Annotated in this window: 19 protein-coding genes; 14 read left to right on the forward strand and 5 right to left on the reverse strand. The window is 43.5% G+C overall.

The genetic code is table 11. The features are described from left to right. The first annotated feature begins 211 nt into the window (after positions 1-211). From BQ5321_RS05610 to glnA, 6 genes are all read left to right on the forward strand, one after another. Positions 212-1,699, forward strand: a complete 1,488-nt coding sequence (locus BQ5321_RS05610; protein ID WP_071393579.1) for a S41 family peptidase — start codon at positions 212-214, stop codon at positions 1,697-1,699. A gap of 218 nt (positions 1,700-1,917) precedes the next feature. Beyond that, on the forward strand, positions 1,918-2,496 hold the full coding sequence (locus BQ5321_RS05615) for a DUF2238 domain-containing protein (protein ID WP_071393580.1): 579 nt from the start codon (positions 1,918-1,920) through the stop codon (positions 2,494-2,496). A gap of 156 nt (positions 2,497-2,652) precedes the next feature. Then, positions 2,653-3,894, forward strand: a complete 1,242-nt coding sequence (locus BQ5321_RS05620; RefSeq protein ID WP_071393581.1) for a PDZ domain-containing protein — start codon at positions 2,653-2,655, stop codon at positions 3,892-3,894. Positions 3,895-4,522: 628 nt separating this feature from the next. Next, positions 4,523-9,040: a glutamate synthase large subunit gene (gene gltB, locus BQ5321_RS05625; protein ID WP_071393582.1), complete on the forward strand. Its 4,518-nt coding sequence runs from the start codon at positions 4,523-4,525 to the stop codon at positions 9,038-9,040. A gap of 328 nt (positions 9,041-9,368) precedes the next feature. Beyond that, positions 9,369-9,812, forward strand: a complete 444-nt coding sequence (locus BQ5321_RS05630) for a diaminopimelate epimerase (protein WP_071393583.1) — start codon at positions 9,369-9,371, stop codon at positions 9,810-9,812. Between the two features lie 45 nt (positions 9,813-9,857). Beyond that, on the forward strand, positions 9,858-11,192 hold the full coding sequence (gene glnA / locus BQ5321_RS05635) for a type I glutamate--ammonia ligase (protein ID WP_071393584.1): 1,335 nt from the start codon (positions 9,858-9,860) through the stop codon (positions 11,190-11,192). Positions 11,193-11,277: 85 nt separating this feature from the next. Here the strand turns inward: glnA and BQ5321_RS05640 are convergent, their stop codons facing one another. The 3 genes from BQ5321_RS05640 to BQ5321_RS05650 all read right to left on the reverse strand — a co-directional run bounded on the left by BQ5321_RS05640 (position 11,278) and on the right by BQ5321_RS05650 (position 13,307). Beyond that, the gene (locus BQ5321_RS05640) at positions 11,278-11,610 is read right to left on the reverse strand and encodes a hypothetical protein (protein ID WP_234978361.1); all 333 of its coding nucleotides are present in this window, start codon (positions 11,608-11,610) and stop codon (positions 11,278-11,280) included. A 57-nt stretch (positions 11,611-11,667) separates the two neighbouring features. Continuing rightward, positions 11,668-12,255: a YitT family protein gene (locus tag BQ5321_RS05645; RefSeq protein ID WP_084786666.1), complete on the reverse strand. Its 588-nt coding sequence runs from the start codon at positions 12,253-12,255 to the stop codon at positions 11,668-11,670. A 185-nt stretch (positions 12,256-12,440) separates the two neighbouring features. Beyond that, the gene (locus tag BQ5321_RS05650; RefSeq protein ID WP_071393585.1) at positions 12,441-13,307 is read right to left on the reverse strand and encodes a cation diffusion facilitator family transporter; all 867 of its coding nucleotides are present in this window, start codon (positions 13,305-13,307) and stop codon (positions 12,441-12,443) included. 277 nt (positions 13,308-13,584) lie between these two features. Here BQ5321_RS05650 and BQ5321_RS05655 point away from each other — a divergent pair, with 277 nt between their 5' ends. Then, positions 13,585-14,517 carry a cation diffusion facilitator family transporter gene (locus BQ5321_RS05655; RefSeq protein ID WP_071393586.1) on the forward strand — a complete coding sequence of 311 codons (933 nt, stop codon included), beginning with the start codon at positions 13,585-13,587 and terminating at the stop codon, positions 14,515-14,517. Here the strand turns inward: BQ5321_RS05655 and BQ5321_RS05660 are convergent. Further along, the gene (locus BQ5321_RS05660; protein ID WP_159433404.1) at positions 14,514-14,831 is read right to left on the reverse strand and encodes an ArsR/SmtB family transcription factor; all 318 of its coding nucleotides are present in this window, start codon (positions 14,829-14,831) and stop codon (positions 14,514-14,516) included. The two genes, BQ5321_RS05655 and BQ5321_RS05660, sit on opposite strands and share 4 nt — an antisense overlap. Before the next feature lie 282 nt (positions 14,832-15,113). Between BQ5321_RS05660 and BQ5321_RS05665 the strand changes: the two genes are divergently transcribed. Continuing rightward, positions 15,114-16,442 (forward strand): hemolysin family protein, encoded by a 1,329-nt coding sequence (locus BQ5321_RS05665; protein WP_071396793.1) that lies wholly within the window; start codon positions 15,114-15,116, stop codon positions 16,440-16,442. A gap of 84 nt (positions 16,443-16,526) precedes the next feature. Next, positions 16,527-16,760 carry a CsbA family protein gene (locus BQ5321_RS05670; RefSeq protein WP_071396794.1) on the forward strand — a complete coding sequence of 78 codons (234 nt, stop codon included), beginning with the start codon at positions 16,527-16,529 and terminating at the stop codon, positions 16,758-16,760. A gap of 113 nt (positions 16,761-16,873) precedes the next feature. Here BQ5321_RS05670 and BQ5321_RS05675 read toward each other — a convergent pair whose 3' ends face one another. Then, positions 16,874-17,881 carry a DUF3231 family protein gene (locus tag BQ5321_RS05675; RefSeq protein WP_071393587.1) on the reverse strand — a complete coding sequence of 336 codons (1,008 nt, stop codon included), beginning with the start codon at positions 17,879-17,881 and terminating at the stop codon, positions 16,874-16,876. Between the two features lie 278 nt (positions 17,882-18,159). Between BQ5321_RS05675 and uvrB the strand changes: the two genes are divergently transcribed. The 5 genes from uvrB (at position 18,160) to hprK (ending at position 25,839) form a co-directional block, all read left to right on the forward strand. Then, positions 18,160-20,139: an excinuclease ABC subunit UvrB gene (gene uvrB / locus BQ5321_RS05680; protein ID WP_071393588.1), complete on the forward strand. Its 1,980-nt coding sequence runs from the start codon at positions 18,160-18,162 to the stop codon at positions 20,137-20,139. Positions 20,140-20,146: 7 nt separating this feature from the next. Further along, on the forward strand, positions 20,147-23,008 hold the full coding sequence (gene uvrA / locus BQ5321_RS05685) for an excinuclease ABC subunit UvrA (RefSeq protein ID WP_071393589.1): 2,862 nt from the start codon (positions 20,147-20,149) through the stop codon (positions 23,006-23,008). A gap of 99 nt (positions 23,009-23,107) precedes the next feature. Beyond that, positions 23,108-24,226 carry a DUF4097 family beta strand repeat-containing protein gene (locus BQ5321_RS05690; RefSeq protein WP_315970085.1) on the forward strand — a complete coding sequence of 373 codons (1,119 nt, stop codon included), beginning with the start codon at positions 23,108-23,110 and terminating at the stop codon, positions 24,224-24,226. A gap of 134 nt (positions 24,227-24,360) precedes the next feature. After that, a complete protein-coding gene (locus BQ5321_RS05695) occupies positions 24,361-24,720 on the forward strand; it encodes a phage holin family protein (RefSeq protein ID WP_071393591.1) in 360 nt (119 codons plus the stop codon). A 189-nt stretch (positions 24,721-24,909) separates the two neighbouring features. Then, the gene (gene hprK, locus BQ5321_RS05700) at positions 24,910-25,839 is read left to right on the forward strand and encodes an HPr(Ser) kinase/phosphatase (RefSeq protein ID WP_071393592.1); all 930 of its coding nucleotides are present in this window, start codon (positions 24,910-24,912) and stop codon (positions 25,837-25,839) included. The last annotated feature ends 44 nt before the right edge of the window (positions 25,840-25,883 follow it).

The following is a 25,883-nucleotide window of genomic DNA, read 5'->3' on the forward strand; positions in this document are numbered from 1 at the left end:
TGCTGTCTATGAAAATAACATCATTACCAAGCAGCAATATATCCTTTTATCCCGCTTCATTTTTTCCCCCTCTTAAATACCGTTTTTTTTCATAACCTGTCCATTCCAACATATATTGAACTAAGAAAGCTTGTGTTATTCCAGTTGAGGACATGCAGGATCCGTTTTAATAAAAAGCTAGGGTTCGTGAAAGGCAGAGAGGAAGATGGAGATGAACCGGAAATGGTTAGCGTTTCTTATGGCAGGCTCCCTGCTGACAGGGGCCGGCGGGACATATGCAGCCATCATGTTTAAAATGGAAACGATACCGCTCAAGCAGGAGCAACAGACTAAATTAGAATCGGATGAACAGGGACAGCAGTCCATGCCTAACCAGACGATTGGGGAAGGCAATATGGATAAAATTGTCCAGGCCTACCAGCTCATCAAAGGAAATTATATCGAGGAAGTGAAGGAGGAGCAATTGGTCGAGGGTGCCATTCAGGGGATGCTCACGACCTTGGATGACCCTTATTCCGTGTACATGGACAAGGAGACCGCTAGGCAGTTCAGCCAGTCGTTGGATTCATCCTTTGAAGGAATTGGCGCAGAGGTGAGCATGGTCGACGGGAAAATTGTCATTGTGTCACCATTTAAGGATTCACCGGCAGAAAAGGCAGGAATCAAACCCAATGATCAAATCCTCAAGGTGGACGGTCAAAGTGTGGAAGGGCTTGATTTATATGAGGCAACATTAAAAATCCGTGGGGAAAAAGGTACAACAGTCAAGCTGCAGATTATGAGACAAGGGTTAAAGGATCCGATAACGGTCCAAGTTAAGCGTGATGAAATCCCGCAAATTACTGTTTATTCGAAGGTCAAAAAGCAGGAGGAGCAATCTGTCGGATATATCGAAATTACGTCTTTTTCAGAGGAGACGGCTGCTGAATTTAAAAAGCAGCTGAAGCAGCTTGAGAAAAAGAATATCGATGGACTTGTGATTGATGTACGTGGCAATCCGGGTGGTTTCCTCGAAAGCGTGCAGGAAATTCTGAAGGAATTTGTCACGAAGGAAAAGCCGTATATGCAGATTGAAAAGCGTAATGGTGAAAGAGAAAAGTATTTTACGACGTTAAATAAGGAAAAGACTTATCCGGTTGCGGTATTGATTGATAAAGGCAGCGCCTCAGCCTCGGAAATTATGGCAGGTGCTCTCCAGGAGGCAGAAGGGTTTACCTTAATCGGCGAGAAGACCTTTGGCAAAGGGACTGTGCAGCAGGCCGTTCCAATGGGCGATGGCAGCAATATAAAGCTGACCCTGTTTAAATGGCTGACACCGGAGGGAAATTGGATCCACAAAAAAGGCATCAAGCCGGATTTACAGGTCACCCAGACCGAGCTTTATCATACCCATCCATTGCAGCTGACAGAGCCATTAAAAAAGGATATGAACAATGAGCAGGTGAAAAATGCGCAGCAAATCCTCCTAAGCCTTGGCTATGAAACGGGCAGAAAGGATGGCTATTTTAACAAAGCGACCGAAACGGCCGTGAAGGCATTCCAGCAGGAAAATAAGCTGAGCGTAACCGGCATGATTGATGACAAAACGTCTGCTGCCCTTGAGCAGAAGGTGATGAAGGAATTGAAAAAGGAAAGCAATGACCTCCAATTACAGGCAGCGTTAAAATTTATCGCCCAAGCGGCAAAAAGAGAACCATAACAGGTTCATCCTATAATCCAAATGGCTGAAATAGGTGCTGAGTCTGGCAATCAAACAGAACTGGGATCAACCCAAATTCCAGCTCCTGCCTTTTGCTAGGTTCAGCGCTTTTTCGTACACTTTTGTTAACTTTTCAGAATATCAGAAACATGTCGAAGCCATAAGCAGTACAATAATCATAGAGTATAAAAAAACATCTCATGAAGGAGATGGACAAAATGGCTGAAAAGAATAACCGCCATAGACAATATGAAACAATAACCGGATGGCTGTTCATTGTCCTCCTTACAATAGCGACTGCAGTGAAGTTCCTAAATGGAAGCCTCGCAAAGGGAACGATGGGAATGATGACCATTGTGTTGTTAGCCGGCATCCTATTGTATCAGAGCCGTTCACCACGTCCTTTTCCAGTCGCCTTTACCATCATCATCTACAGCTTTACCTATATAGCCGTTGGACTTGGAACATTAGGCGGATTCTATGCAATCCATCATTTTGACGATGTTTTGCACTTTTTATCAGGAGTTTGGATTGGCTATGGAAGCTTGATTCTACTTCAAATCTTGGCAGGTGAGGACATGGCCGCACGTCTCCCAAAAGGGTTTGTCACCCTTTATATGATTAGCTTCGCCCTAGCGGCGGCGGGTCTTTGGGAGCTGTTTGAATTTGCTGGTGACAAATGGTTTCATATGACCGCCCAGGGCAGGAATCACGATGATACGATGTTCGACATGATCAATGGACTCACAGGAGGCACTGTAGCGGCACTCATCTATTGGCGAAAGCAGCGCAGCTGAGTACTCATCATACTTCAATCAACATCTTTAATAGAATTCTAAAATGTGTCAATACGCCTAATTTACTGTCACGCTTTAATTTGATAGAATAATATAATAGAAATGATAGAGATTCTGAATTTCTAAATGAATGATCAATAGAGGTTGGTGGCAGTATTGGCACTAGATTGGGGCATCGAGTTGTTAAAAGGAGTAGAAAGGCTCTTTCTACATCCGCTGTTTTATTATTTGTTGGTCGTTGCAGCTATGTTGGGAATCTCAAGAGTAAAGCGGGAACGCAAGCAATTCCATGTTCGTGTGAAAAATGCTTATTATGAATTACGACAGCTTTTACCGCTCGGATTCATCCTTGGTTTAAGCCTGTCTGTTGTAACCATTGGCGCCGGACTGGTGATTCCAATGGAAACGATTATTTTCGTTGCATTATTTACGTTTTTATGGAGCTTGACCACTAATTTTCGCTTTTTATCTCCGGTTTACACTGTTGGTTTTGCCTTTTTCACTACGCTGTTTTTTCTTAGTAAAAAATGGTCTCTTCCCCTTATTGAAAGTCATACGCCTGAGTGGAATCCATCCATTCTTCCTTCGATTGCCGCCTTGCTTGGTTTATTAATCGTGGCAGAGGGTATTTTTATTTTTCGAAATGGAAGGAAGGGCACGTCCCCTAAGCTGATCAAAGGGAAACGGGGAATGCGTGTCGGCGTACATGAAGTGAAGCGTCTATGGATGCTGCCTTTATTTTTGATTATTCCAGGTGAAGCCTTACAGGCACCCTTTGAATGGTGGCCGGTCTTTTCAGTCGGCGGTCAAACGTATTCCATTCTGCTTGTTCCGTTTGCCATCGGATACTACCAGCAGATTCAAGGGAAGCTGCCGGTCATGGCGGTTAAGCAGACCGGAAAAAAGATCATCCTATTCGGGGTTGTCATTACGATTCTCTCAGCAGCAGGATATTGGTATCCGCTTGCAGCGATTGTCGTTACCGCACTGGCGATGATTGGTCGCGAAATCTTATCGATGCGCCAGCGTATCGTCGAGGACAATCTCCCGTTTTATTTTTCAATGCGAAATCAAGGGGTCATGATCCTTGGTGTTATACCGGATTCACCGGCGGAGAAAATGGGTCTTCAGGTTGGTGAGGTTGTGTCAAAGGTGAATGGCGTGACGGTTGCAGACGAGGAAAGCTTCTATGATGCGATGCAAAAAAACCGGGCCCACTGTAAGCTAGAGGTGCTTGATGTAAACGATCAGATCCGCTTCGTGCAAAGAGCGCTCTATGAGGGTGACCATTACCAGCTCGGTATCCTCTTTGTTCAGGATGAGAAAAATTGGGCTGAGGAAGATAGGGTTATGAAACAGCAAAACGATCCGACAGTTATTAATCATTTCCCAGAATAACAACCATGCATGATGAATGACTGAAAAATATTGATTACAAAAGAAAAAACCACTTGTTAGATATCCAATCGATATCCATCAAGTGGTTTTTATTTTTGTGAAGTTATTGCATTTTTTTCGTAATGTAAAAAAATATTCTATTTAACTTCATTCAGCAAATGCTTTTTGTAAGGCAAATGGTACTTCGATTCAGTGGGGGATCAAACTCCAGCTGAATGAAGTTAAGCCTCCGGCGAGTCTTGCGATTTTTTAAAGGTAGTTTATCGAGCGAGCTCGATAAAAATCCGGACGCAAATTCGACGGGCGAATTTGATTGCTTCTTTAAATAAATTATTTTCATTAATTTTTAAAAATTTATATGGATTAATCTATATAATATTGACTAGAAAATGCCTGTCATGTAAGCCTTTACCATCCTAATATTAGGCATATGGCATCATTTTTCTTCTATTCATCTCGAAATTAGATTGATTTTATCCAAAATCAATATTAGAAAGATTACCGATGTTGTAATATGATGAATATATCGAAAATCAATACCAATTTGAGAACAGTTTGAAACAACCTATCTTGATATTGATATTAATGCTAGGTCATCATATTTTTATGCAAAGGGTGAAGTGAATTGATGAATCAAAGTAAAATTCCGGTAAAACAAGGTCTTTATAATCCAAGCTTCGAAAAGGATGCCTGCGGAATTGGCTTTATTGCCAATGTAAAAGGACAGAAAGAGCATAATATTGTTCAACAAGGTCTAACGATGCTGGCACGGATGGAGCATCGAGGCGGTCAAGGAAGTGACCTGGATACAGGTGATGGGGCAGGGATTATGACGCAAATTCCTCATGCTTTCTTCGCAAACATAAACCCCCAATTGAACACATATGGAGAAGGAAATTACGGAGTTGGAATGGTTTTCCTTCCGAGAAACGCTGAACAACGTGAGCAATGTGAAGCCGTATTGGCGAACTTGATTAAAGCGGAAGGTCAGGTTGTACTAGGCTGGAGAACGGTACCAACCAATGATCGTGCTATCGGAGTGAAGGCAAAGGCGAGCCAACCCATGATTCGTCAGTTATTCATCGGAAAATCAAAGGACATTCAGACAGAGCTCGATTTTGACCGAAAGCTATATGTCATCAGGAAACGAGCTGAGAAAGAGGTCCGTGAAAATCAGCTTGCCAAGGATTCTACCTTTTATTTTGCGAGTCTTTCGACAAAGACAATCGTCTACAAAGGGATGCTAACCCCTGAACAAATGGACCAATACTATTTGGATTTACAGGATGAAAGCTTTACATCTGCCTTTACCTTAGTTCATTCACGTTATAGCACCAATACCTTCCCGAGCTGGGAAAGAGCCCATCCCAATCGTTATTTGATTCATAATGGAGAAATTAATACCGTAAAAGGGAATATCAATTGGATGAAAGCACGCGAAAATATGTTTGAAAATTCTGTATTTGGTAAGAGCGGCCATGAAGTGCTTCCGGTTATTGATGAAACCGGCAGTGACTCCTCCTCCTTTGACAATGCCTTGGAATTTCTCCACCTATCCGGTCGTTCCTTAGCACATGCTGCGATGATGATGGTACCGGAGCCATGGGAAAAGGATGATGTAATGGATGAAAGCTTAAAGGCCTTTTATGAGTATCACAGCCATGTAATGGAGCCATGGGATGGTCCTGCTGCCTTTGCCTTTACAGATGGGAAGCAAATTGGTGCGATGCTCGATCGAAATGGTCTTCGTCCTGCCCGCTATTATGTGACCGCAGATGAACAGATCATCTTTGCCTCTGAAGCAGGCGTACTCGATGTGGATGAAAGCCGCATTCTTGAAAAAGGAAGATTAAGTCCAGGGAATCTGCTACTGGTTGATTTAGAAAAAGGTCGGATCATTCAAAACGATGAAGTGAAAAAACAGGTGGCCAATCAGGAGCCCTATCGACAATGGCTAAATAATCAAAGCGTTCATATCAATCAATTACCAGAGGGTGGAGACAGTGCGAAGACCGTAACAGCCAAGCTGAAATCATTTCAGCAAGCACATGGTTTTACACAAGAAGAATTAAATGATCAGCTTCTTCCCATGGCAAGAGACGGAAAGGATCCGATTGGTTCGATGGGGAGTGATACACCGCTTGCCGTACTCTCGAATCATTCACAGCTGCTATACAACTATTTCCAGCAGGTGTTCGCACAGGTAACGAACCCGCCGATTGATGCGATGCGTGAACAATATGTCACGTCAACCTCTACATTATTAGGTCCTGAAGGGAATCTTCTGCAGCTAACGGAAGCAAGCTGTCAGCGAATCCGGCTTGATGGACCGATTTTGACAAATGAAGATTTGCATAAGCTAAAGAATTTGAATGGAGTACCCTTCCAAGCTAGAACCTTCTCGATGCTGTTTGATGTGAAAAAGGGAGAGCAGGGTCTCGAGTCAGCCTTAACCCAGCTGTTCCAAGCTGTAGAAGCAGGCATTCATGAAGGAGTATCATTGGTTATTTTATCAGACAAGGGCTTGAGTCAAGAGGCAGCCGCTATTCCAGCCTTGCTTGCAGTCAGTGGACTACACCAGCATTTAGTCCGTCAAGGTACACGGACAAAGGTGAGTATCCTTGTGGAAACCGGTGAAGCGAGAGATGTCCATCAATTATGTATGTTAATTGGCTATGGGGCCGATGCCATCCATCCATATCTTGCCTATGCGACCATTGAAGACCTATTCGAAAATGGAAAGCTAGGAGAAATAGAGCTTCCACTCGCCATCAACCATTATGTTAAGGCCGTAACAATTGGGATTGTAAAGGTCCTCTCAAAAATGGGAATTTCAACGATTCAAAGCTATCGGGGAGCCCAAATCTTTGAGGCTGTTGGCATTCATCCGGATGTGATCGAAAAATATTTCACAGGTACAGCTGTTCAGCTAGGCGGCATAAAGCTTGAAACGATTGCAAAGGAAACGCTGATTCGTCATGAAAAAGCCTTTGGCGATGCTGAGAACGAAGCCCAGCCACTATTTGTCGGCGGTGATTTCAAATGGCGCAAAGGTGGCGAAGAGCATGCCTACAGTCCCGATATCATTCGCCAGCTAAAAATGGCTTGCCGGGCAAATGATTATGAGCAATATAAAGCCTATGCAGAAAAAGCAAACGAATCGAAACTCATCTTTATTCGCGATTTATTTACCTTCAAGGCAAATAGCCCGATTCCAATTGAAGAGGTTGAATCGGTAGAATCAATCGTTCGCCGCTTTAAAACCGGTGCCATGTCATACGGTTCCTTAAGTCAGGAAGCACATGAAACGATTGCGATTGCGATGAATCGTCTTGGAGCGAAAAGCAATAGCGGTGAAGGCGGAGAGCACCCTGATCGTTATCTTCCAGATGAAAATGGCGATCTGCGCCGCAGTGCCATTAAGCAGGTAGCATCCGCGCGCTTTGGCGTTAACAGCCATTATCTAATGAATGCAGAGGAAATTCAAATCAAAATGGCGCAGGGAGCAAAGCCTGGGGAAGGCGGACACCTGCCTGGCAGCAAGGTCTATCCGTGGATTGCAGAGGTTCGGGGCTCGACACCAGGAATTGGCTTGATTTCACCGCCACCGCATCATGATATCTACTCGATTGAGGATTTGGCCCAGCTGATTCATGATTTGAAAAATGCTAATCCAAAGGCGAGAATCAGCGTGAAGCTGGTATCTAAGGCAGGGGTTGGAACGATTGCAGCCGGTGTGGCCAAAGGACTTGCAGATGTTATTTTAATCAGCGGAGCAGACGGTGGAACGGGTGCAGCCCCAAGAACAAGCATTAAGCATGCCGGTATGCCGTGGGAAATCGGTCTTGCGGAAACGCATCAAACCTTACAATTAAATGGCCTGCGCGATCGGGTTGTCCTTGAAGCAGATGGGAAGCTGATGACTGGCCGTGATGTCGTCATGGCAGCCATGCTTGGGGCAGAGGAATTTGGTTTCGCCACAGCACCGCTGATTGTTTTAGGCTGTGTCCTTGTTCGCCAATGTCAAAATGACACTTGCCCAGTTGGGATTGCGACACAAAATCCAGAATTACGTAAGAAATTTCTTGGCAAACCAGAGCATGTGGAGAACTTTATGCGCTTTATTGCCCAGGATGTTCGTGAAATCATGGCGAGCTTAGGCATTAGAACGGTCCATGAATTAGTCGGTCGGACTGATTTATTAAGCCAGAGCGAAAAGGCCAAAACCCATTGGAAAGCGAAGGATTTAGATATTTCGTCTATTTTTTACCAGCCAGAGGGTACAGCAAATGGCGGACTAGGAAATAAACAAAAACAAGACCATGGTCTGGAAAAATCACTCGATTCTCGTGAGCTTTTAGCTGTGTGTCAGCCTGCCTTAGAACAGGGACAAAAGGTGGAAGCTAGCTTCCAGATTCAAAATATTAATCGAACAGTGGGTACGACATTAGGAAGTGAAATAACCAAACGCTATGGTGCGAAGGGACTGCCAGAGGATACGATTCTGTTGAACTTTTCAGGAACAGCAGGTCAAAGCTTTGGTGCCTTTATTCCAAACGGACTGACGCTTTCTCTAGAGGGCGAGGCAAATGACTATGTTGGAAAAGGACTATCAGGCGGAAAAATCATTGTAAAGCCATCTGACAAGTCAGTTTTTGTCGCGGAGGAAAATGTGATGATTGGTAATGTCGCATTTTATGGTGGAACAGCGGGAGAAGCCTATATCAACGGTCTTGCTGGTGACCGCTTCTGTGTTAGAAATAGCGGGGTCAACGCAGTAATTGAAGGGGTTGGAAACCATGGCTGTGAATATATGACAGGTGGCCGTGTCGTTGTATTAGGCTCTGTTGGTAAAAACTTTGCTGCTGGGATGACAGGTGGAATCGCCTATGTATATGCAGAGCAATATGCTGAATTCCAAACCCATTGCAATCAGGAATTAGTCGATTTAGAGGCTTTAGAGGAAGAGCAGGATATTCATGAGGTACACAGCCTTGTCCAAAACCACTACAACTATACAGGCAGTGTGAAGGCCTTCAACATTCTGAACAACTGGAATCAAAACCTTAAGAAGTGGGTGAAGGTGATTCCAAAGGAATATAAGGGAAAGCTTCAAGCGTTTTCAAGTCAGGCCCTAATGAAATAAATTTAACTTCATTCAGCAAATGCTTTTTGTACCGAAAGCTTGCGACAGGTACAGAAGTCCTCCACTTCTACAAGTGGGGGATGAATGCAAATGGTTCTTCGATTCAGTGGGGGGGGTTAAACCCCGGCTGAATGAAGTTAAGCCTCCGGCGGATGTCACGGATTTTTTAAGGTAGTTTATCGAGCGAGCTCGATAAAAATCCGGACGCAAATTCGACGGGCGAATTTGATTCGATAGGAACGACATAAGGCAGAAGGGAATCAGGATATTTTCTCGTTTGCCAATGAATTAAGTAAAGCGTCGCCGATTGATGGAGGTGAGAATTGGAATGCAGTTTACAAAAATGAACTGCCTCGGGAGCTCATTTGTCCTATTTAATCTTTTAGAAGACTCGCTCGATCAGGTTGATTTCCCGGGATTGGCGAAACGGGTTTCAGATGTAACGATTGGAATTGGCAGTGATGGGATGATCTTGATTGGTCCTTCCCATCGGGCCGATTTTAAAATGAGAGTCTTTAATAAAGACGGGATTGAAGCAGACACTTGCCTAAATGGCTTACGCTGTGTAGCGGCCTATCTCTATGACACGATGTATGCTGATACACCAGCCTTCACGATTGAGACATCAGCTGGAGGGATAGGCGTGAAGGTAGACATAGGTAAAAAGCGAAAGGCGAAAAGCGTACTAGTATGGGATAAACGTAAACGTGCCTGGACAAAAGGAGAGGTCAGTTATGTTTGTTATGGAGAATTAGAGAAGCTGAAAACGTAAGAATGTCCAACAACCCACTTAATGATAAAAAAGGAGAGATATGTGATGGCAAAGTATACAAAAGATGATGTGAGACGTATGTGTGAGGAGCAAAATGTAAAATATATCCGCCTTCAATTTACAGATATTTTAGGTGTAATCAAAAATGTCGAAATTCCAATCAGCCAGCTAGAAAAAGCGATTGATAATAAAATTATGTTCGATGGTTCCTCTATCGAAGGCTTTGTGCGGATTGAGGAATCAGATATGTACCTATACCCAGACCTTGATACCTTCGTTGTCTTCCCTTGGACAGCTGAAAAAGGAAAAGTGGCTCGCTTTATTTGTGATATTTATAAGCCTGATGGTACTCCATTCGATGGCGATCCGCGCAGTAATTTAAAGCGAGTATTAAAGGAAATGGAAGCCCTCGGATTTTCCGACTTCAACCTTGGACCTGAGCCTGAATTCTTCCTCTTCAAGCTGGATGAAAAGGGAGAACCAACGTTAGAGCTGAATGACAATGGCGGCTACTTTGATTTAGCCCCTACCGACCTTGGCGAAAACTGCCGTCGTGATATCGTGCTTGAGCTTGAGGAAATGGGCTTTGAAATCGAAGCCTCTCACCATGAGGTGGCTCCGGGACAGCATGAGATTGACTTTAAATATGCCGATGCCATTACAGCCTGCGACAACATCCAAACCTTTAAATTAGTCGTTAAAACGATTGCACGTAAGCATGGTTTACATGCGACCTTTATGCCAAAGCCATTATTTGGTGTCAACGGCTCTGGTATGCACAGTAATTTATCCTTATTCAAGGATGGCGAAAATGCCTTCTTTGATCCAAAGGCAGATTTACAGCTGAGTGAAACCGCTCGTCAATTTATTGCCGGTATCGTCAAGCATGCGGAAGCCTTCACCGCGATAACCAACCCGACAGTCAACTCTTATAAGCGTCTCGTTCCGGGATACGAAGCACCATGCTATGTAGCTTGGTCCACAAGCAATCGTTCGCCGTTAATTCGGATTCCAGCCTCCCGTGGTCTAAGTACTCGTATCGAAGTACGTAGTGTGGATCCATCGGCAAACCCTTATTTAGCCTTAGCGGTTCTTTTAAAAGCAGGTCTTGATGGTGTAAAGAATCAATTAGCTGCTCCTGCACCAGTTGACCGTAATATCTATGCCATGAATAAAGAGGAGCGTCTTGCAGAAGGAGTTTCTGACCTTCCGGCAACATTAGCACAGGCGCTTGAGCTATTAAAGCAAAATGAAGTGATAGTCTCTGCTCTCGGTGAGCATATCTTCGAACACTTCATTGAAGCAAAGGAAATTGAATGGGATATGTTCCGCACCCAGGTTCATCCATGGGAACGTGATCAGTATATGAGTGTCTATTAATCCAGCACTTTAACCCAGCTGAACATAGAAGAAAGCAGCCTTCGTAAAAAGGCTGCTTCTTTCATGTAAGTATTCATCATCCATATTAAAAATAATACGGGAATGGGAAGATGAAAGGAAATCCGAAGGCAAAGAATGGAAATCTGCGCCGGCGGAATCGTCTGAATCTTCTTCTGCCATAACCTCCAAAGCCTCCGTAACCACCATAGAATCGATCATCCTCTGCTTCGACATCCTCAGGCACTAGCATTGTGACACCATCATCGTCCACATTTTCTAGGATACCTTCCATTTGCGTGCCATCACTCATTTGCGTAATGACATGATAATTCATGTATTTCATGCAAAGGTCCTTCATATCTTGATTATTTTGCATATTGGGCATTTGTCCTGATGGGTAACCATGATTTTGGTTCATAACCATCCCTCCCTTTCTCCTTCTCTTCTCCCAAAATATGCAAATATTTAAAGATGGTTACTTGAATTTTTCGGGACCGATAATAAGGGAACTGATGACCCCAACCGTGATAATCGCAATGCAGGAAAAAAGAAAGATTCTCAGGCCTAATACACGGAGTCCAGCTGTCACAATCAAACCGTCAATCATGAAGATAATGATTCCTATATTCAAGGAAGAGGCGTTGGCCACTAATTTTGCCACTAAATCCGTCCCGCCGGTGCTAGTCTGATAGTGGAGCATGAGTCCGGTACCCACTCCAATAAAGGTTCCGCCTAACAGGGCGCTTGCCAGAATCGGCAGATGCAGCTGACCCTTAAGCGGTGCCAGCCAATCAATGAAAAAGGCCGCCGTAAACAGACCGTATAGACTGTGATAAAAATACATTCGTTCCCGATACCATGTATAGAGAAATAAAGGAATACTTAGCAGTACCATGCTAATTCCAATTTGGGTATCAAAGTAATAATGTAAAATAAGGGCAATCCCAATGATGCCGCCATCTATTAGATGATAAGGGACTAAAAAACCATTAATACCAATCCCGATTAACAGGCAGCCAATTAACACAACAGGTATTTTCTGAATAATAAAAGTCACCTTCATTTTAGAGGAGATAAACTACGGAATAATATATGTCCAAGACTTTTATCTTAGAAGGATTTTATGATTCGTCATTTATGAAAAAAAGTATATCTGGTGAGGGAATCGTAAAGAATGAAATAAGTTAAGAAAGCAGACAAAAAGAGCTAATCAGGCTGATTAGCTCCTTTGTTTCTGCCTATTGGGGTTTAGCCCATATTGGGTTCTATATGAATATGAGAATCATTAATCTGATGCTCGTCAAACAGACGGTCTTCCACATCCTCGGCAATCTGGTGGCCTTCAATCACCGTTAAGCTCGGTTCAACAAAGATGGTCGCATCAACAATCGGACGATTTCCATGGAGACGTGCTTTAATGTCCTTAACCAGCTGAACGCCAGGAGTGTTACGAATCGTCTCCTCAATTTCGTTTAGCTTTGACACCTCAAAGGCATCTGTTAAATCGAGGGCTGCATCCTTGAAAATATTCCAGGCCGTATAGCAAATGATAACCCCGACAATGCCGGCCGTCAGTGGGTCAAGCCAGCCAATTCCAAAATAGGAGCCTGTAATTCCGATGGCAGCACCGATACTAACCAAGGCATCTGAGCGGTTATCCTGTGCCGCTGAATAAAGGGACTTATTATTGAGCTTTTTTGATAAACCAAGATTGTAGCGGTAAATACCAAACATAAAGAGGGCAGAGGCTAGGGCGACAAAGGCCGTTATGATTTCAGGGGTCGTATCACTCGGATTGAAAAAGGCCTCGACCGAGCCGATAATAACTTGAATTCCCACTGATATCATAATAAACGCCGCCACTAATGAAGCAATCGTTTCAGCTCTGGAATGGCCGTAGCGATGATTTTCATCGGGCGGTTTTTGTGAGATTTTTAAGCCGATAAGGACAGCGAGTGAAGCCATAATATCGGTTAAGTTATTCAAACCATCTGCTTTTAATGCTGCAGAATTCCCTATATAACCCATAATAAGCTTAAAAGCCGATAATACCACGTAGGCTGAAATACTAATCAAGGCTCCTCGTTCCGCCTTTTTTAAGTTGGAGTTCCCCATTGCAAGCCTCCTAGTCATTACATACAGTTTTTCCACCTATATAGTATTGATTGGGGCAGACGATTATATACAAAGCGGGAGTAGTGTCTGAAAGGGTAAAAATGGAAGGAATCATGGCAAAAAAACCAATTTACCGTTTATTTATCTAAAATTCAAAAAATATACACATGACTTCTCTTTTTTTAGTTGAACTTTTCGCTAAAGTTTATCATAATATATATGAACACATATTCATATAAGAAAATATAAAGAACAGATTAGAAAGCAGGGATTGGAAATGGGTCATCATCACGGTCATTCGCATGGGCATTCACACGGTCATCACCATCATGGGCATTCTGCAAATAAAAAAGCGCTATTTCTTTCATTTATTATTATTACCTCCTTTATGGTGGTGGAGGTAATCGGAGGATTATTAACAAACAGTCTAGCACTTCTAGCTGATGCCGGCCATATGCTCAGTGATGCGGCAGCACTTGGACTCAGCTTCTTTGCCCTTAAATTAGGGGAAAAGGCTGCATCACATTCCAACACTTATGGATATAAACGGTTTGAGATTATCGCCGCTGCCTTAAACGGACTGACCTTAATCATCATCTCATTATATATTTTTTACGAGGCGTTCCAACGCTTTGCCAATCCACCTGAGGTGCAAAGCCTTGGCATGCTGACGATTTCAACGCTTGGCCTTGTCGTAAATATCATTGCTGCTTGGATTTTAATGCGCGGTGACAAGGATGAAAACCTCAATGTGAGAAGTGCTTTTCTGCATGTATTAGGGGATATGCTTGGCTCTGTTGGTGCCATTGTCGCAGCACTGCTGATGATTTTCTTTGGCTGGGGAATCGCCGACCCTATTGCAAGCTTGATTGTCGCAGTACTGATTATTATCAGCGGCTGGAGAGTGACAAAGGATGCGTTTCATATTCTAATGGAAGGCGCACCCGCTCAAATTCAAATGGAGGATGTAAAGGCGTCATTAGGAAAAATTGCAGAAGTGACAGAGGTGCATGATCTTCATATTTGGTCTATCACTTCGGGAATGCCGATGCTGAGCTGTCATATTGCGATTTCAGAGCATGGCGTTCATGATCATATTTTGGAGCAGGCGCAGGAGATTCTCCATGATGATTTCGGGATTGAGCATAGTACCATTCAAGTCGAAAGAAATGAATTAGGCTGTCCAAACCCGCATCAAGGCTGTAATTAATGGTGGGCATGCTCAATCGTTTGCTTTAATATATCCATGACATGCTCATCATCATGTGTGTAGTATAGAGTGGTCCCTTCACGGCGGAAGGTCACGAGCCGTAAATTTTTCAAAAACCGGAGCTGATGGGAAACCGTCGATTGCAGCAGGGATAATTTCTCAGCAATCTCATTGACTGAATGTTCGCCGGTAAATAATAAGTGAAGAATCCGGATTCGGGTTGGGTCTGATAAGGCTTTAAAGGTCTGTGACACAATAAAAAGGGTCTCTTCATCAAGCTCTTTAATGTCTTCAGTAGGATTTTCATTTTCCAAGGAAAACACCTCCACACCCTATTATAACGATTTTAAGAATAAAAATCATGGGCCGCCCTATACAGCCCATGATTTTTTTGCTTTTTATGTTAGAAGCCTATTTAAATAGGAAATCATACTGTTTCTTTTCATCCTTATAGCTTAGTAGTAAAATAAGAATAGATGAATTATACATTATTTATTCCGATTGGTTGTTTTCGTTTCAACGCAGCACTTCCTTTTTGATGAACAGGAAGGCTGCTTATTCAAGGAGGTGAACCTTCACGAAAGGTGAAGGGGGAATTGGACAGTCTAAACTTACTCATTCTTTTTATTTTAATTGCTTTAACGGCTTTTTTTGTAGCCGCAGAGTTTTCCATTATTAGAGTAAGAGGGACAAGAATTAATCAGCTGGTTGAGGAAGGCAATAAAAAGGCGCAAGCCGCACAAAAGATAACGAGTCATTTAGATGAATATTTATCAACCTGTCAATTAGGTATTACCGTGACAGCCTTAGGAATTGGCTGGCTGGGGGAACCGACCGTTTCCCACTTGATTAAACCGATTTTTCAAAGTCTGCAAATACCAGAATCGATCATAGGCACGGTCTCCTTTGTCATTGCCTTTTCTATCATTACTTTTTTAAACGTGGTGGTCGGGGAATTAGCACCAAAGACTGTTGCGATACAAAAAAGCGAGCAGATTACATTAGCAATCGCCAAGCCATTAGTCTGGTTTAATCACTTAACCTACCCGCTGGTTTGGTTTATGAACCATTCCGCGCGCTTTATTACCCGGTTATTCGGGATGAAGAATGTATCGGAAAATGAACTGTCGCGTTCAGAGGATGAGCTGCGGATTATTCTATCAGAAAGCTATGAAAGCGGAGAAATTAATCAATCTGAGTATAAGTATGTAACGAATATTTTCGATTTCGATGAGCGGATTGCCAAGGAAATCATGGTACCGAGAACAGAAATGGTCACCATTTCAACCGATGCCACGAAGGAAGAGGTCATTGAAATCATGGAAAAAGAAAAATACACCCGTTATCCTGTTGCCGAGGGTGGTGATAAGGATAGGATTGTTGGCATCATCCATATCAAGGATCCGTTAACCGCCTGGGTGGATAACCCTGATGTGAAGATCCAGGATTTTGTTAAGCCGGTCGTGTCGGTTATTGAATCCATTCCGATTCATGACCTCCTGTTATTGCTGCAAAAGGAACGCGGCTACATGGCGATTCTCCATGATGAATATGGCGGGACGGCGGGTCTAGTCACGATGGAGGATATGATTGAAGAAATCGTTGGTGAGATTCGTGATGAATTCGATGCAGATGAAGTGCCTGAAATCAGGAAAAAGGGAGAAGGGCACTATATATTTGACGCTAAGCTTCTGATATCAGAAGCCAATGATTTACTTGGCACTCATTTGGATGAAGAAGACGTTGACACTATTGGCGGCTGGTTTTTAACGAAAAGATATGATGTCAAATTAGGCGATGACATCGAAGCCGATGGTTATCGATTTACGATAAAGGAAATTGACCAACAGCATATTATGTTTATAGAAGTTGAAAAAATCGTCCAGGCTGACACAGAAGCTATGGAGCTAGAAGAAATGAAATAGTTCATAAGTCATGAGCGCTATTCAAACGGGAAAAGACTCTTGTACCGTTAAAGCTAAAATCTCCATGAGGAGCAGGTGATGTTTTTGTTTATTAAATTTTTATCCGCCTTTTTTCTACCCGGCCTCTTGGTCGTCTGGTTTACAAGGGTAACCTATAACCGCGTGCTTGCCCTCGTTCTGACGGTAGCACTCATTGCAGCCTCAGTCTATAAAGGCTATACCAATCATATTCTGCTGATTATTGTAGATGCCTTTTCCCTGACGGTCGGATTTTGGTATGGAGAACGGATTAAGCAAAGAATGAAGCAAACCTCATAAGTGTAAACACAGCCAAGACCCAAGTAATACTTGTGAAAGCTTGGCTGCTTCAAGAGAAAAATGGCGTGTTAACGGCTCATAAGTTATACACGCCATTTTTATACTCGCATTCTCTAGTCTCCTTTGATTAAATGATCTCGTCTGTCGGTTTGCGGCGGCTCCTCTAACCAGGCGTGCTTGATCATAATATTGGCTCCATCCTCGGCATATAAGGCAATCTCGGGGATCAACGATGCATATTTTAATCCCAGGTCTCTTCTCGGGCTGCCTGACATGGAGGCGCCATAGTTTCCAATTCCCGCAGCGATCATCGCTGAAATATGAAACATCATAAGCTTATCCGAATAAACCGGGTAGGTGGAATCGGTTACCGCCGTATCCCATGTCATGGGGGCAGGCAAATCCTCCTTTTTGAGAATCTCACTAAATAGGTCGATATGCTTTTGAGCAATTTTTTTTCCGCGTATAAAGAATTCCTTCACCTCTTTATTCTGTGAGGTTTGGGCAAACCCGACAATCAATGTTTTCCCAATCGCGTTTGTTTGAACATTGTTAAAAAGCATTGTGATTTCCTGAACGGTTAATGGCCGTACTTCCCCAAAATACCCCGCAAGGAACTTTTGTTTCTCGACAAAATCAGGCTTATCAGGATAGGAGGTAAAGGGAGGCCTCACATATGTACCTTGGGCTAACATTAATTCTCTCGTTAAATCCTGAAGGCCGACCGCTGTTTTCAGTACAATCTTAAAAAATGAAATGATATCCGGTCTAGTCACAAATCCAAGTGCAGCGCTCGCAGCAGCCATGGCTAATATAGACATATTCTTTAAATACATTAAGGTAAAGGTATCAGAAAATAATCTTGGTGCATCAGGATAAACATCCTTTTCGGTAAATCCAATCGGGATTGGAAAGTTTTCCTTTGTAAATAGGTCCGTTAAGAACGCTATATTATGCTTTGAACCATTCATCGCAAACTCAATGACAGGCCGTACCTCTTTGTCCTCCACCTTCTCTAAAAAATGAGAAAGAACACAAACCGTAGCCGTATCATTAATATATTGCGTCCATAAGGTAGCCATTTCAGCCGCTGTAAAACGGATTTTTGTCTTATCTTCCATAAGTTAGCGAACACCCTTCATAATATACATGGCATTATCTTTCCACATTAACGCAAATAGAATGTATAGCAGAATACATTTTTATCTACATTCAGCAAAAGCGCTCCACTTCTAAAAGCGGGAGCTGATAGCAAAACGTTCTCTCGCGAAAAAAATGGAATGTTTGTTCGCTATATTAGTGGTTTGTTTTTATGGCAATGTGGTAGAATGGGAATAGATGAAAAAATTGGATACGGTAGATAGTGAGACTGGAATAGAAGGAATGGGAGGAACACACCTTGAAGGATCAATTTGAGTTAGTTTCAAAGTATTCACCACAGGGGGATCAGCCGGAGGCGATTAGACAGCTTGTAGAAGGAATACAAGCCGGTAAACGTCATCAAACCCTGCTTGGAGCAACAGGAACAGGGAAAACCTTTACCATTTCAAACGTGATTAAAGAGGTGAACAAGCCGACGCTAGTGATTGCCCACAACAAAACCCTCGCAGGACAGCTGTACAGCGAATTTAAAGAGTTTTTTCCCAACAATGCAGTGGAGTATTTTGTCAGCTACTATGATTATTTCCAGCCGGAAGCCTATGTCCCTTCAACAGATACCTTTATTGAAAAGGATGCTAGTATAAATGATGAAATTGATAAGCTGCGTCACTCGGCCACATCCGCATTATTTGAACGGAAGGATGTTATTATCATCGCGAGTGTTTCCTGCATCTATGGTTTAGGTTCGCCGGAGGAATATCGTGACCTCGTCGTTTCCCTGCGTGTCGGCATGGAAATCGAACGAAATCAGCTCCTTCGTAAGCTGGTGGATATTCAATATGATCGCAATGACCTTAACTTTATCCGTGGGACGTTCCGTGTGCGCGGCGATGTTGTGGAAATTTTCCCTGCCTCAAGGGATGAGCATTGTCTGCGGATTGAATTTTTCGGAGATGAAATCGACCGCATTCGTGAAGTGGATGCGTTAACAGGAGAAATTATCGGTGAGCGAGAGCATGTCGCGATTTTCCCGGCCTCCCACTTCGTTACCCGTGAGGAAAAGATGCTGGTGGCGATTCAAAATATAGAGAAGGAGCTTGAGGAAAGATTGGCTGAGCTTCGTGAAGATGGGAAATTACTGGAGGCGCAGCGTCTTGAGCAGCGGACACGCTATGATTTGGAAATGATGAGAGAAATGGGCTTTTGTTCGGGGATTGAAAACTACTCCCGGCACCTGACTTTACGGCCTCCCGGTTCGACGCCGTACACACTGTTGGATTATTTCCCGGAGGACTTTATGATTGTCATTGATGAGTCCCATGTCACCCTGCCGCAAATTCGTGGCATGTATAATGGGGACCGGGCGCGTAAGCAGGTGTTGGTGGATCACGGTTTCCGTCTGCCGTCAGCGCTTGACAATCGTCCGCTCATTTTTTCCGAATTCGAACAGCATATCAAAAATATCGTCTTTGTCTCGGCTACTCCTGGACCGTATGAAATGGAGCATACACCGGAAATGATTGAACAGATTATTCGTCCGACAGGGCTGTTGGATCCGAATATTTCCGTTCGTCCAATTGAAGGACAGATTGATGACCTTATTGCAGAAATCAATGAGCGGGTGGAAAAGAATGAGCGTATCCTTGTGACGACACTGACGAAGAAAATGTCCGAGGATTTAACCGATTATTTAAAGGAAATCGGAATTAAAGTGAATTATTTACATTCTGAAATCAAAACGCTGGAGCGGATTGAAATCATTCGTGAGCTGCGACTAGGTAAATATGATGTCCTCGTTGGGATTAACCTGTTAAGAGAGGGCTTGGATATTCCTGAGGTATCCCTGGTGGCGATTCTTGATGCAGATAAGGAAGGCTTCCTTCGTTCCGAACGCTCGTTAATCCAGACCATCGGACGTGCCGCTCGTAATGCGAACGGAGAGGTCATTATGTATGCTGATAAAATGACCCATTCGATGGAAGTGGCGATTAATGAGACAAAGCGTCGTCGTGCGATTCAGGAGGAGTACAACGAAAGGCATGGCATTACGCCGATGACAATCCAAAAGGAAATCCGTGATGTAATCCGCGCGACACATGCAGCAGAGGAGCAGGAGGAATACAGTGCGGTATCAGGCTTTGTCAATCTGTCGAAGAAGGAACGCGACAAGGTGATAGCCGATATGGAAAAAGAAATGAAAGAAGCCGCGAAGGCACTGAACTTCGAACGTGCCGCAGAGCTTCGTGATTTAATTTTAGAATTGAAAGCGGAAGGATGACCTATAAATGGCGATGGATAAACTGATTGTAAAGGGTGCCAGAGCCCATAACCTGAAAAATATTGATGTCACGATTCCGAGAGATAAGCTTGTGGTGCTGACAGGACTTTCCGGTTCAGGAAAGTCCTCGCTTGCCTTTGATACGATATATGCAGAGGGACAGCGGAGGTATGTGGAATCCCTGTCAGCCTATGCTCGTCAATTTCTCGGCCAGATGGATAAGCCTGATGTGGATTCGATTGAAGGCTTATCACCGGCGATTTCGATTGACCAAAAGACGACAAGCAATAACCCGCGTTCAACGGTTGGGACTGTAACGGAAATCTATGATTATATGCGTTTGCTTTTCGCCAGGGTTGGTCATCCGACTTGCCCAACCCATGGAATCGAAATATCGTCGCAAACGATTGAGCAAATGGTTGACCGAATTATCGAATATCCTGAAAGAACGAAGATTCAAGTACTATCTCCTATCATTTCCGGTAAAAAGGGAGCACATGTTAAGGCCCTCGAGGACATTAAAAAGCAGGGCTATGTCAGAGTCCGCATTGATGATGAAATGTATGATTTAGGTGAAGACATTGAGCTTGAAAAAAATAAAAAGCATAGCATTGATGTCGTCATTGACCGGATTGTGGTGAAAGAGGGAATAGAAGCCAGACTGGCCGATTCACTGGAATCTGCCTTAAAGCTTGGTGGCGGCCGTGTGAAAATTGATGTCATCGGCGAGGAAGAGCTGTTATTCAGTGAGCACCACGCCTGTCCGATTTGCGGATTTTCGATTGCGGCCCTTGAGCCGAGGATGTTTTCTTTTAATAATCCATTCGGTGCCTGTCCTGAATGTGATGGTCTTGGAATGAAGAAAAAGGTAGACGTCAGTCTTGTGATCCCCAATAAGGATTTAACCTTAAATCAGCATGCGATTGCCCCTTGGGAGCCAGCCAGCTCGCAATACTATCCACAGCTGTTGAAATGCATTTGTGACCATTACGGAATCGATATGGACGTCCCGGTCAAGGATATTCCGCAGCATCAAATGGACAAAATCCTTCTTGGCTCTGATGGTGAAAAAATTCGTTTTCACTATGAAAATGATTGGGGACAGGTCCGAGATAATGAGATTGAATTTGAAGGGGTTCTCCGGAATGTGGAGCGCCGTTATTTAGATACAAGCTCCGATTATATTCGTGAGCAGATGGAAAAATATATGGCTGAGCATCATTGCCCGACCTGTAAAGGCTACAGATTGAAAAAGGAAACCTTGGCGGTCCTGATTGACGGCAAGCATATTGGGGAGGTAACGTCACTATCTGTTATCGAGAGTCTCCGATTTTTTGAACAGCTCGTGCTGTCAGAAAAGGAAATGAAAATTGCCCACCTGATTTTCCGTGAAATTAAAGAACGTCTCGGCTTTCTCGTCAACGTTGGATTGGATTATTTAACGCTGAGCCGTACGGCGGGTACACTGTCAGGAGGAGAAGCACAGCGAATTCGTCTCGCCACACAGATTGGTTCACGCCTAACGGGTGTCCTCTACATCCTTGACGAGCCGTCCATTGGACTTCATCAGCGTGATAATGACCGTTTGATTGAGACATTACGAAATATGCGCGATATCGGGAATACCCTTCTGGTCGTGGAGCATGATGAGGACACGATGATGGCAGCTGACTTTTTGATCGATGTTGGACCGGGTGCCGGAATCCGCGGCGGTGAAATTGTATCAATGGGTACACCGCAAGAGGTAATGGAGGATCCGAACTCGTTAACCGGACAATATCTGTCAGGCAAGAAGTTTATTCCACTGCCGCTCGAAAGACGGAAGCCGGATGGGCGCTTAGTGGAAATAAAAGGTGCGAAGGAAAATAACCTCAAGAATATTAACGTAAAATTTCCACTTGGCGTTTTTATGGCTGTAACAGGTGTTTCAGGGTCAGGCAAAAGTACGCTTGTTAATGAAATATTACATAAAGCATTGGCCTTAAAGCTGAACAGAGCGAAGAGCAAGCCTGGTGAGCATCGCTCCATGACAGGGCTTGAGCATTTAGATAAGGTGATTGACATAGACCAAACGCCGATTGGCCGAACACCGCGCTCCAATCCTGCCACCTATACAGGTGTGTTTGATGATATCCGTGATGTCTATGCCTCCACGAATGAAGCCAAGGTCCGCGGCTATAAAAAGGGCCGCTTTAGCTTCAATGTAAAGGGCGGTAGATGTGAAGCGTGCCGCGGCGATGGAATTATCCGGATTGAAATGCATTTTCTCCCGGATGTCTATGTACCTTGCGAGGTTTGTCATGGGAAGCGATATAACCGTGAAACCCTTGAAGTGAAATATAAGGGGAAAAATATTTCCGATATTCTCGATATGACCGTTGAGCATGCGGTTGAGTTTTTCGAAAACCTTCCGAAAATTAAACGGAAGCTGCAGACACTGCTCGATGTTGGACTTGGTTATATTACGCTCGGTCAGCCGGCAACCACCCTTTCCGGTGGGGAGGCACAGCGGGTAAAGCTGGCTTCAGAGCTGCACAGACGTTCAACAGGACGCTCCTTCTATATTTTAGATGAGCCGACAACAGGACTGCATGTCGATGACATTGCCCGTCTATTAGTTGTACTGGAGCGGCTTGTAGAAAACGGCGATACCGTTCTGGTTATTGAGCATAATCTAGACGTGATTAAGCGAGCGGATTACCTAATAGACCTTGGTCCAGAAGGCGGGGATAAGGGAGGTACCGTGATTGCGACGGGAACACCTGAGGAAGTAGCCGAGGTAGCTGAATCCTATACAGGCAGCTATTTAAAACCGATTTTGGAACGCGACCGTGAAAGGATGCGCAGTCAAATCGAAGTGACGCAATAAAACGCTACACTCAGTCTCTAGACGTATTCTTATAATTTTTGAAACATAATGTTGTTCATTTCGTATGTATAAATGAAGATGTTTCTCTAGGGAGGAATCATGATGAAGGAACAACGTAAACGAATACTAAAGATGGTGGAAGAAGGAAAGCTAACCGTAGATGAAGCCTTAACTTTATTGGAAGAGCTGGAGAAATCAACGAAAACAATGGAAGAAAAACAGGAGCAGCTAGTCACAGAGCTGTCAACCGTTGTACATTCTGAAGGACACTCGAAAGAGGAGAAACACTCCTATTCGAATTCGCAGCACAGCTACCAATCGACAAAGGAGAAGTTTTTTGAATTTGTCGATTCGGCGGTGAAAAAGCTGAAGGACCTGGATTTGGACTTGAATTTTGGAAAGAAAATGGATATTTCTCATATTTTTCAGCAGACAGACGCTGATTTCAAAGAGCTGATTGTCGATGTAGCGAATGGAAATGTCCGCATCATTCCATGGGAGCAGCAGGATGTCCGGATTGAATGTCAAGCCCAGGTATTCCGCGGAGAAAATCACGATGAAGCTAAAGCCAGCTTTTTAAAGGAAGTCACGTTTGCCATTAAAGAGGATCGTCTTTATTTTTCAACGCGGCAAAAATGGATTAAGCTAGAAACCGTCATTTATATTCCGAAGGCAGAATATGAATATGGTGATATCCGTGTTTTCAATGGAAATATTGAAAGTACCAATCTCTCCGTGAAAAAATATAAAGTGAAAACAGCAAACGGAAAAGTCATTATGGATGGCATGAGCAGTCGCGAGGTTGAAACCGAGACAGGATATGGCTTGATTCAATGCATTGGCTGTGAAATAAAATCCATTGATGCGGAAACCCTCCATGGTGCCATTAGGCTGAATGGTGACTTTACTAAGGCAGAGCTGCAGACGTTTAACGGGAATATACAGTGTAAAACCATTAATCCTGACTGTGAAAGAATTGAAGCGAAGACCACCACCGGTAGCATTGACCTCTCCGTTCCAGAGGAGGCAGCGGTGAATGGAATCCTGAAATCCAATTTGGGTAATTTCAATGTCGAGCTAGAAGGCATTCAAATTATTGACGAGAAAAGTGAATTAATCCAAAAAACGTTGAATTTTAAAACGGTAAAAGAATCGATGCATCAGCTTCAACTGTATGCTGATACCAAAACAGGTTCGATTGCCATTCATAAAGCTTAACTTTATTCATCAGAAGTCCTCCACTTCTATAAGTGGGGGATGAATACAAATGGTCCTTCGATTCAGTGGGTTGATTTTGCGCTGTGGTAGGGATTGAATTCTCTATCACGGCTTCGAATAAGAGGTGTTAATATATGAGATGGTTAGTGGGGATATTGATTAATGCGATTTTATTTATGGCCTTAGCGGGTTTTTTCAAGGAATCCTTTTATATTGATGGATTTCTTGCAGCCGTTGGGGCGAGCTTTGTGTTATCGGTGCTAAATATGATTGTCAGGCCTATCCTCATCATATTGACACTGCCCATAACGGTTTTTACGTTAGGAATCTTTTTATTTGTGATCAATGCCTTGACCCTCGTCCTGACAGACAATATCATGGGGGATTCCTTTGAAATTGAAAGCTTTGGCATGGCGTTTCTAATCGCAGTCATCATGTCTGTTGTCAATATTATTATTCAAAACCAACTAAATCGAAAAGAAGATAAGCATTAGCCTCGAAAAAGCTGACATGAAGGGATGAAAATCCTGATTGTCAGCTTTTTTTGCCTTTTTTTCAAAAGTGGAAATTCGACCATAAAAGGAAATCTAATTTGGTTATTGGTAAAAAAATGATAAAATAATGTGAAACTTACTATCATATCCAGCCATGATTATGGTTCATATAATAAAGGAGGCACCAAGTTGGTTAAAGTACGAACGAAAGACATAATTGAAGAGTTTGGTCTCGAGCTGCTTAGTGGTGAAGAGGGAATTAATCGCCCCGTCACAACAAGTGATATTTCAAGACCCGGCATTGAACTGGCAGGATATTTTGATTATTATCCGGCAAATCGAATTCAATTGCTCGGTATGACCGAGATGACCTTTGCCAGTAAGTTGAACGAAAGCGAGCGCGATTATCGTTTGGAAAGGCTCTGTACAGATGTGACTCCAGGGATTATTATCACAAGGGGCTTGGAGGCGCCTGAAGTACTTCTTGAAGCAGCAGAGCGGGAATCTGTGCCGGTCATGCGCTCCAAGCAAAAAACAACCCGCTTTTCAGGACAGCTAACGAATTTTCTTGAAAGCAAGCTGGCACCGACGACAGCGGTACATGGTGTTCTTGTTGATATATATGGTGTCGGGGTTATGATTACCGGGCAAAGTGGTGTGGGAAAAAGTGAAACGGCGCTTGAGCTGGTCAAACGAGGACATCGTCTCGTTGCTGATGACTGTGTTGAAATTCGCCAGGAGGATGAGAATACCTTAGTTGGGACCTCGCCTGAATTAATTGAACATCTCCTGGAAATTCGCGGATTAGGCATTATTGACGTGATGACATTGTTTGGCGCGGGTTCTGTTTTGAAGCATAAGAAGATTTCGCTTGTCATTAGTCTTGAGAACTGGGATCAGCAAAAGCAATATGACCGACTAGGCATTGATGAAGAGAAGGTCAAAATTATTGATACAGATGTGACGAAAATTACGATTCCGGTCCGTCCAGGACGAAACTTAGCCATCATTATTGAGGTGGCAGCTATGAATTTCCGCCTGAAGCGGATGGGAGTGAATGCAGCAGAGCAGTTTACTAACCGCCTCAGTGAAGTGATTGATGAAAAGAAGGAAATGTAAATACCTGAAAGTTGTCAAATAACAGCCTATCCTTCATAGTGGAG

The sequence above is a fragment of the Bacillus tuaregi genome (genome assembly GCF_900104575.1).
Lineage (GTDB): Bacteria > Bacillota > Bacilli > Bacillales > Cytobacillaceae > Bacillus_BD > Bacillus_BD tuaregi.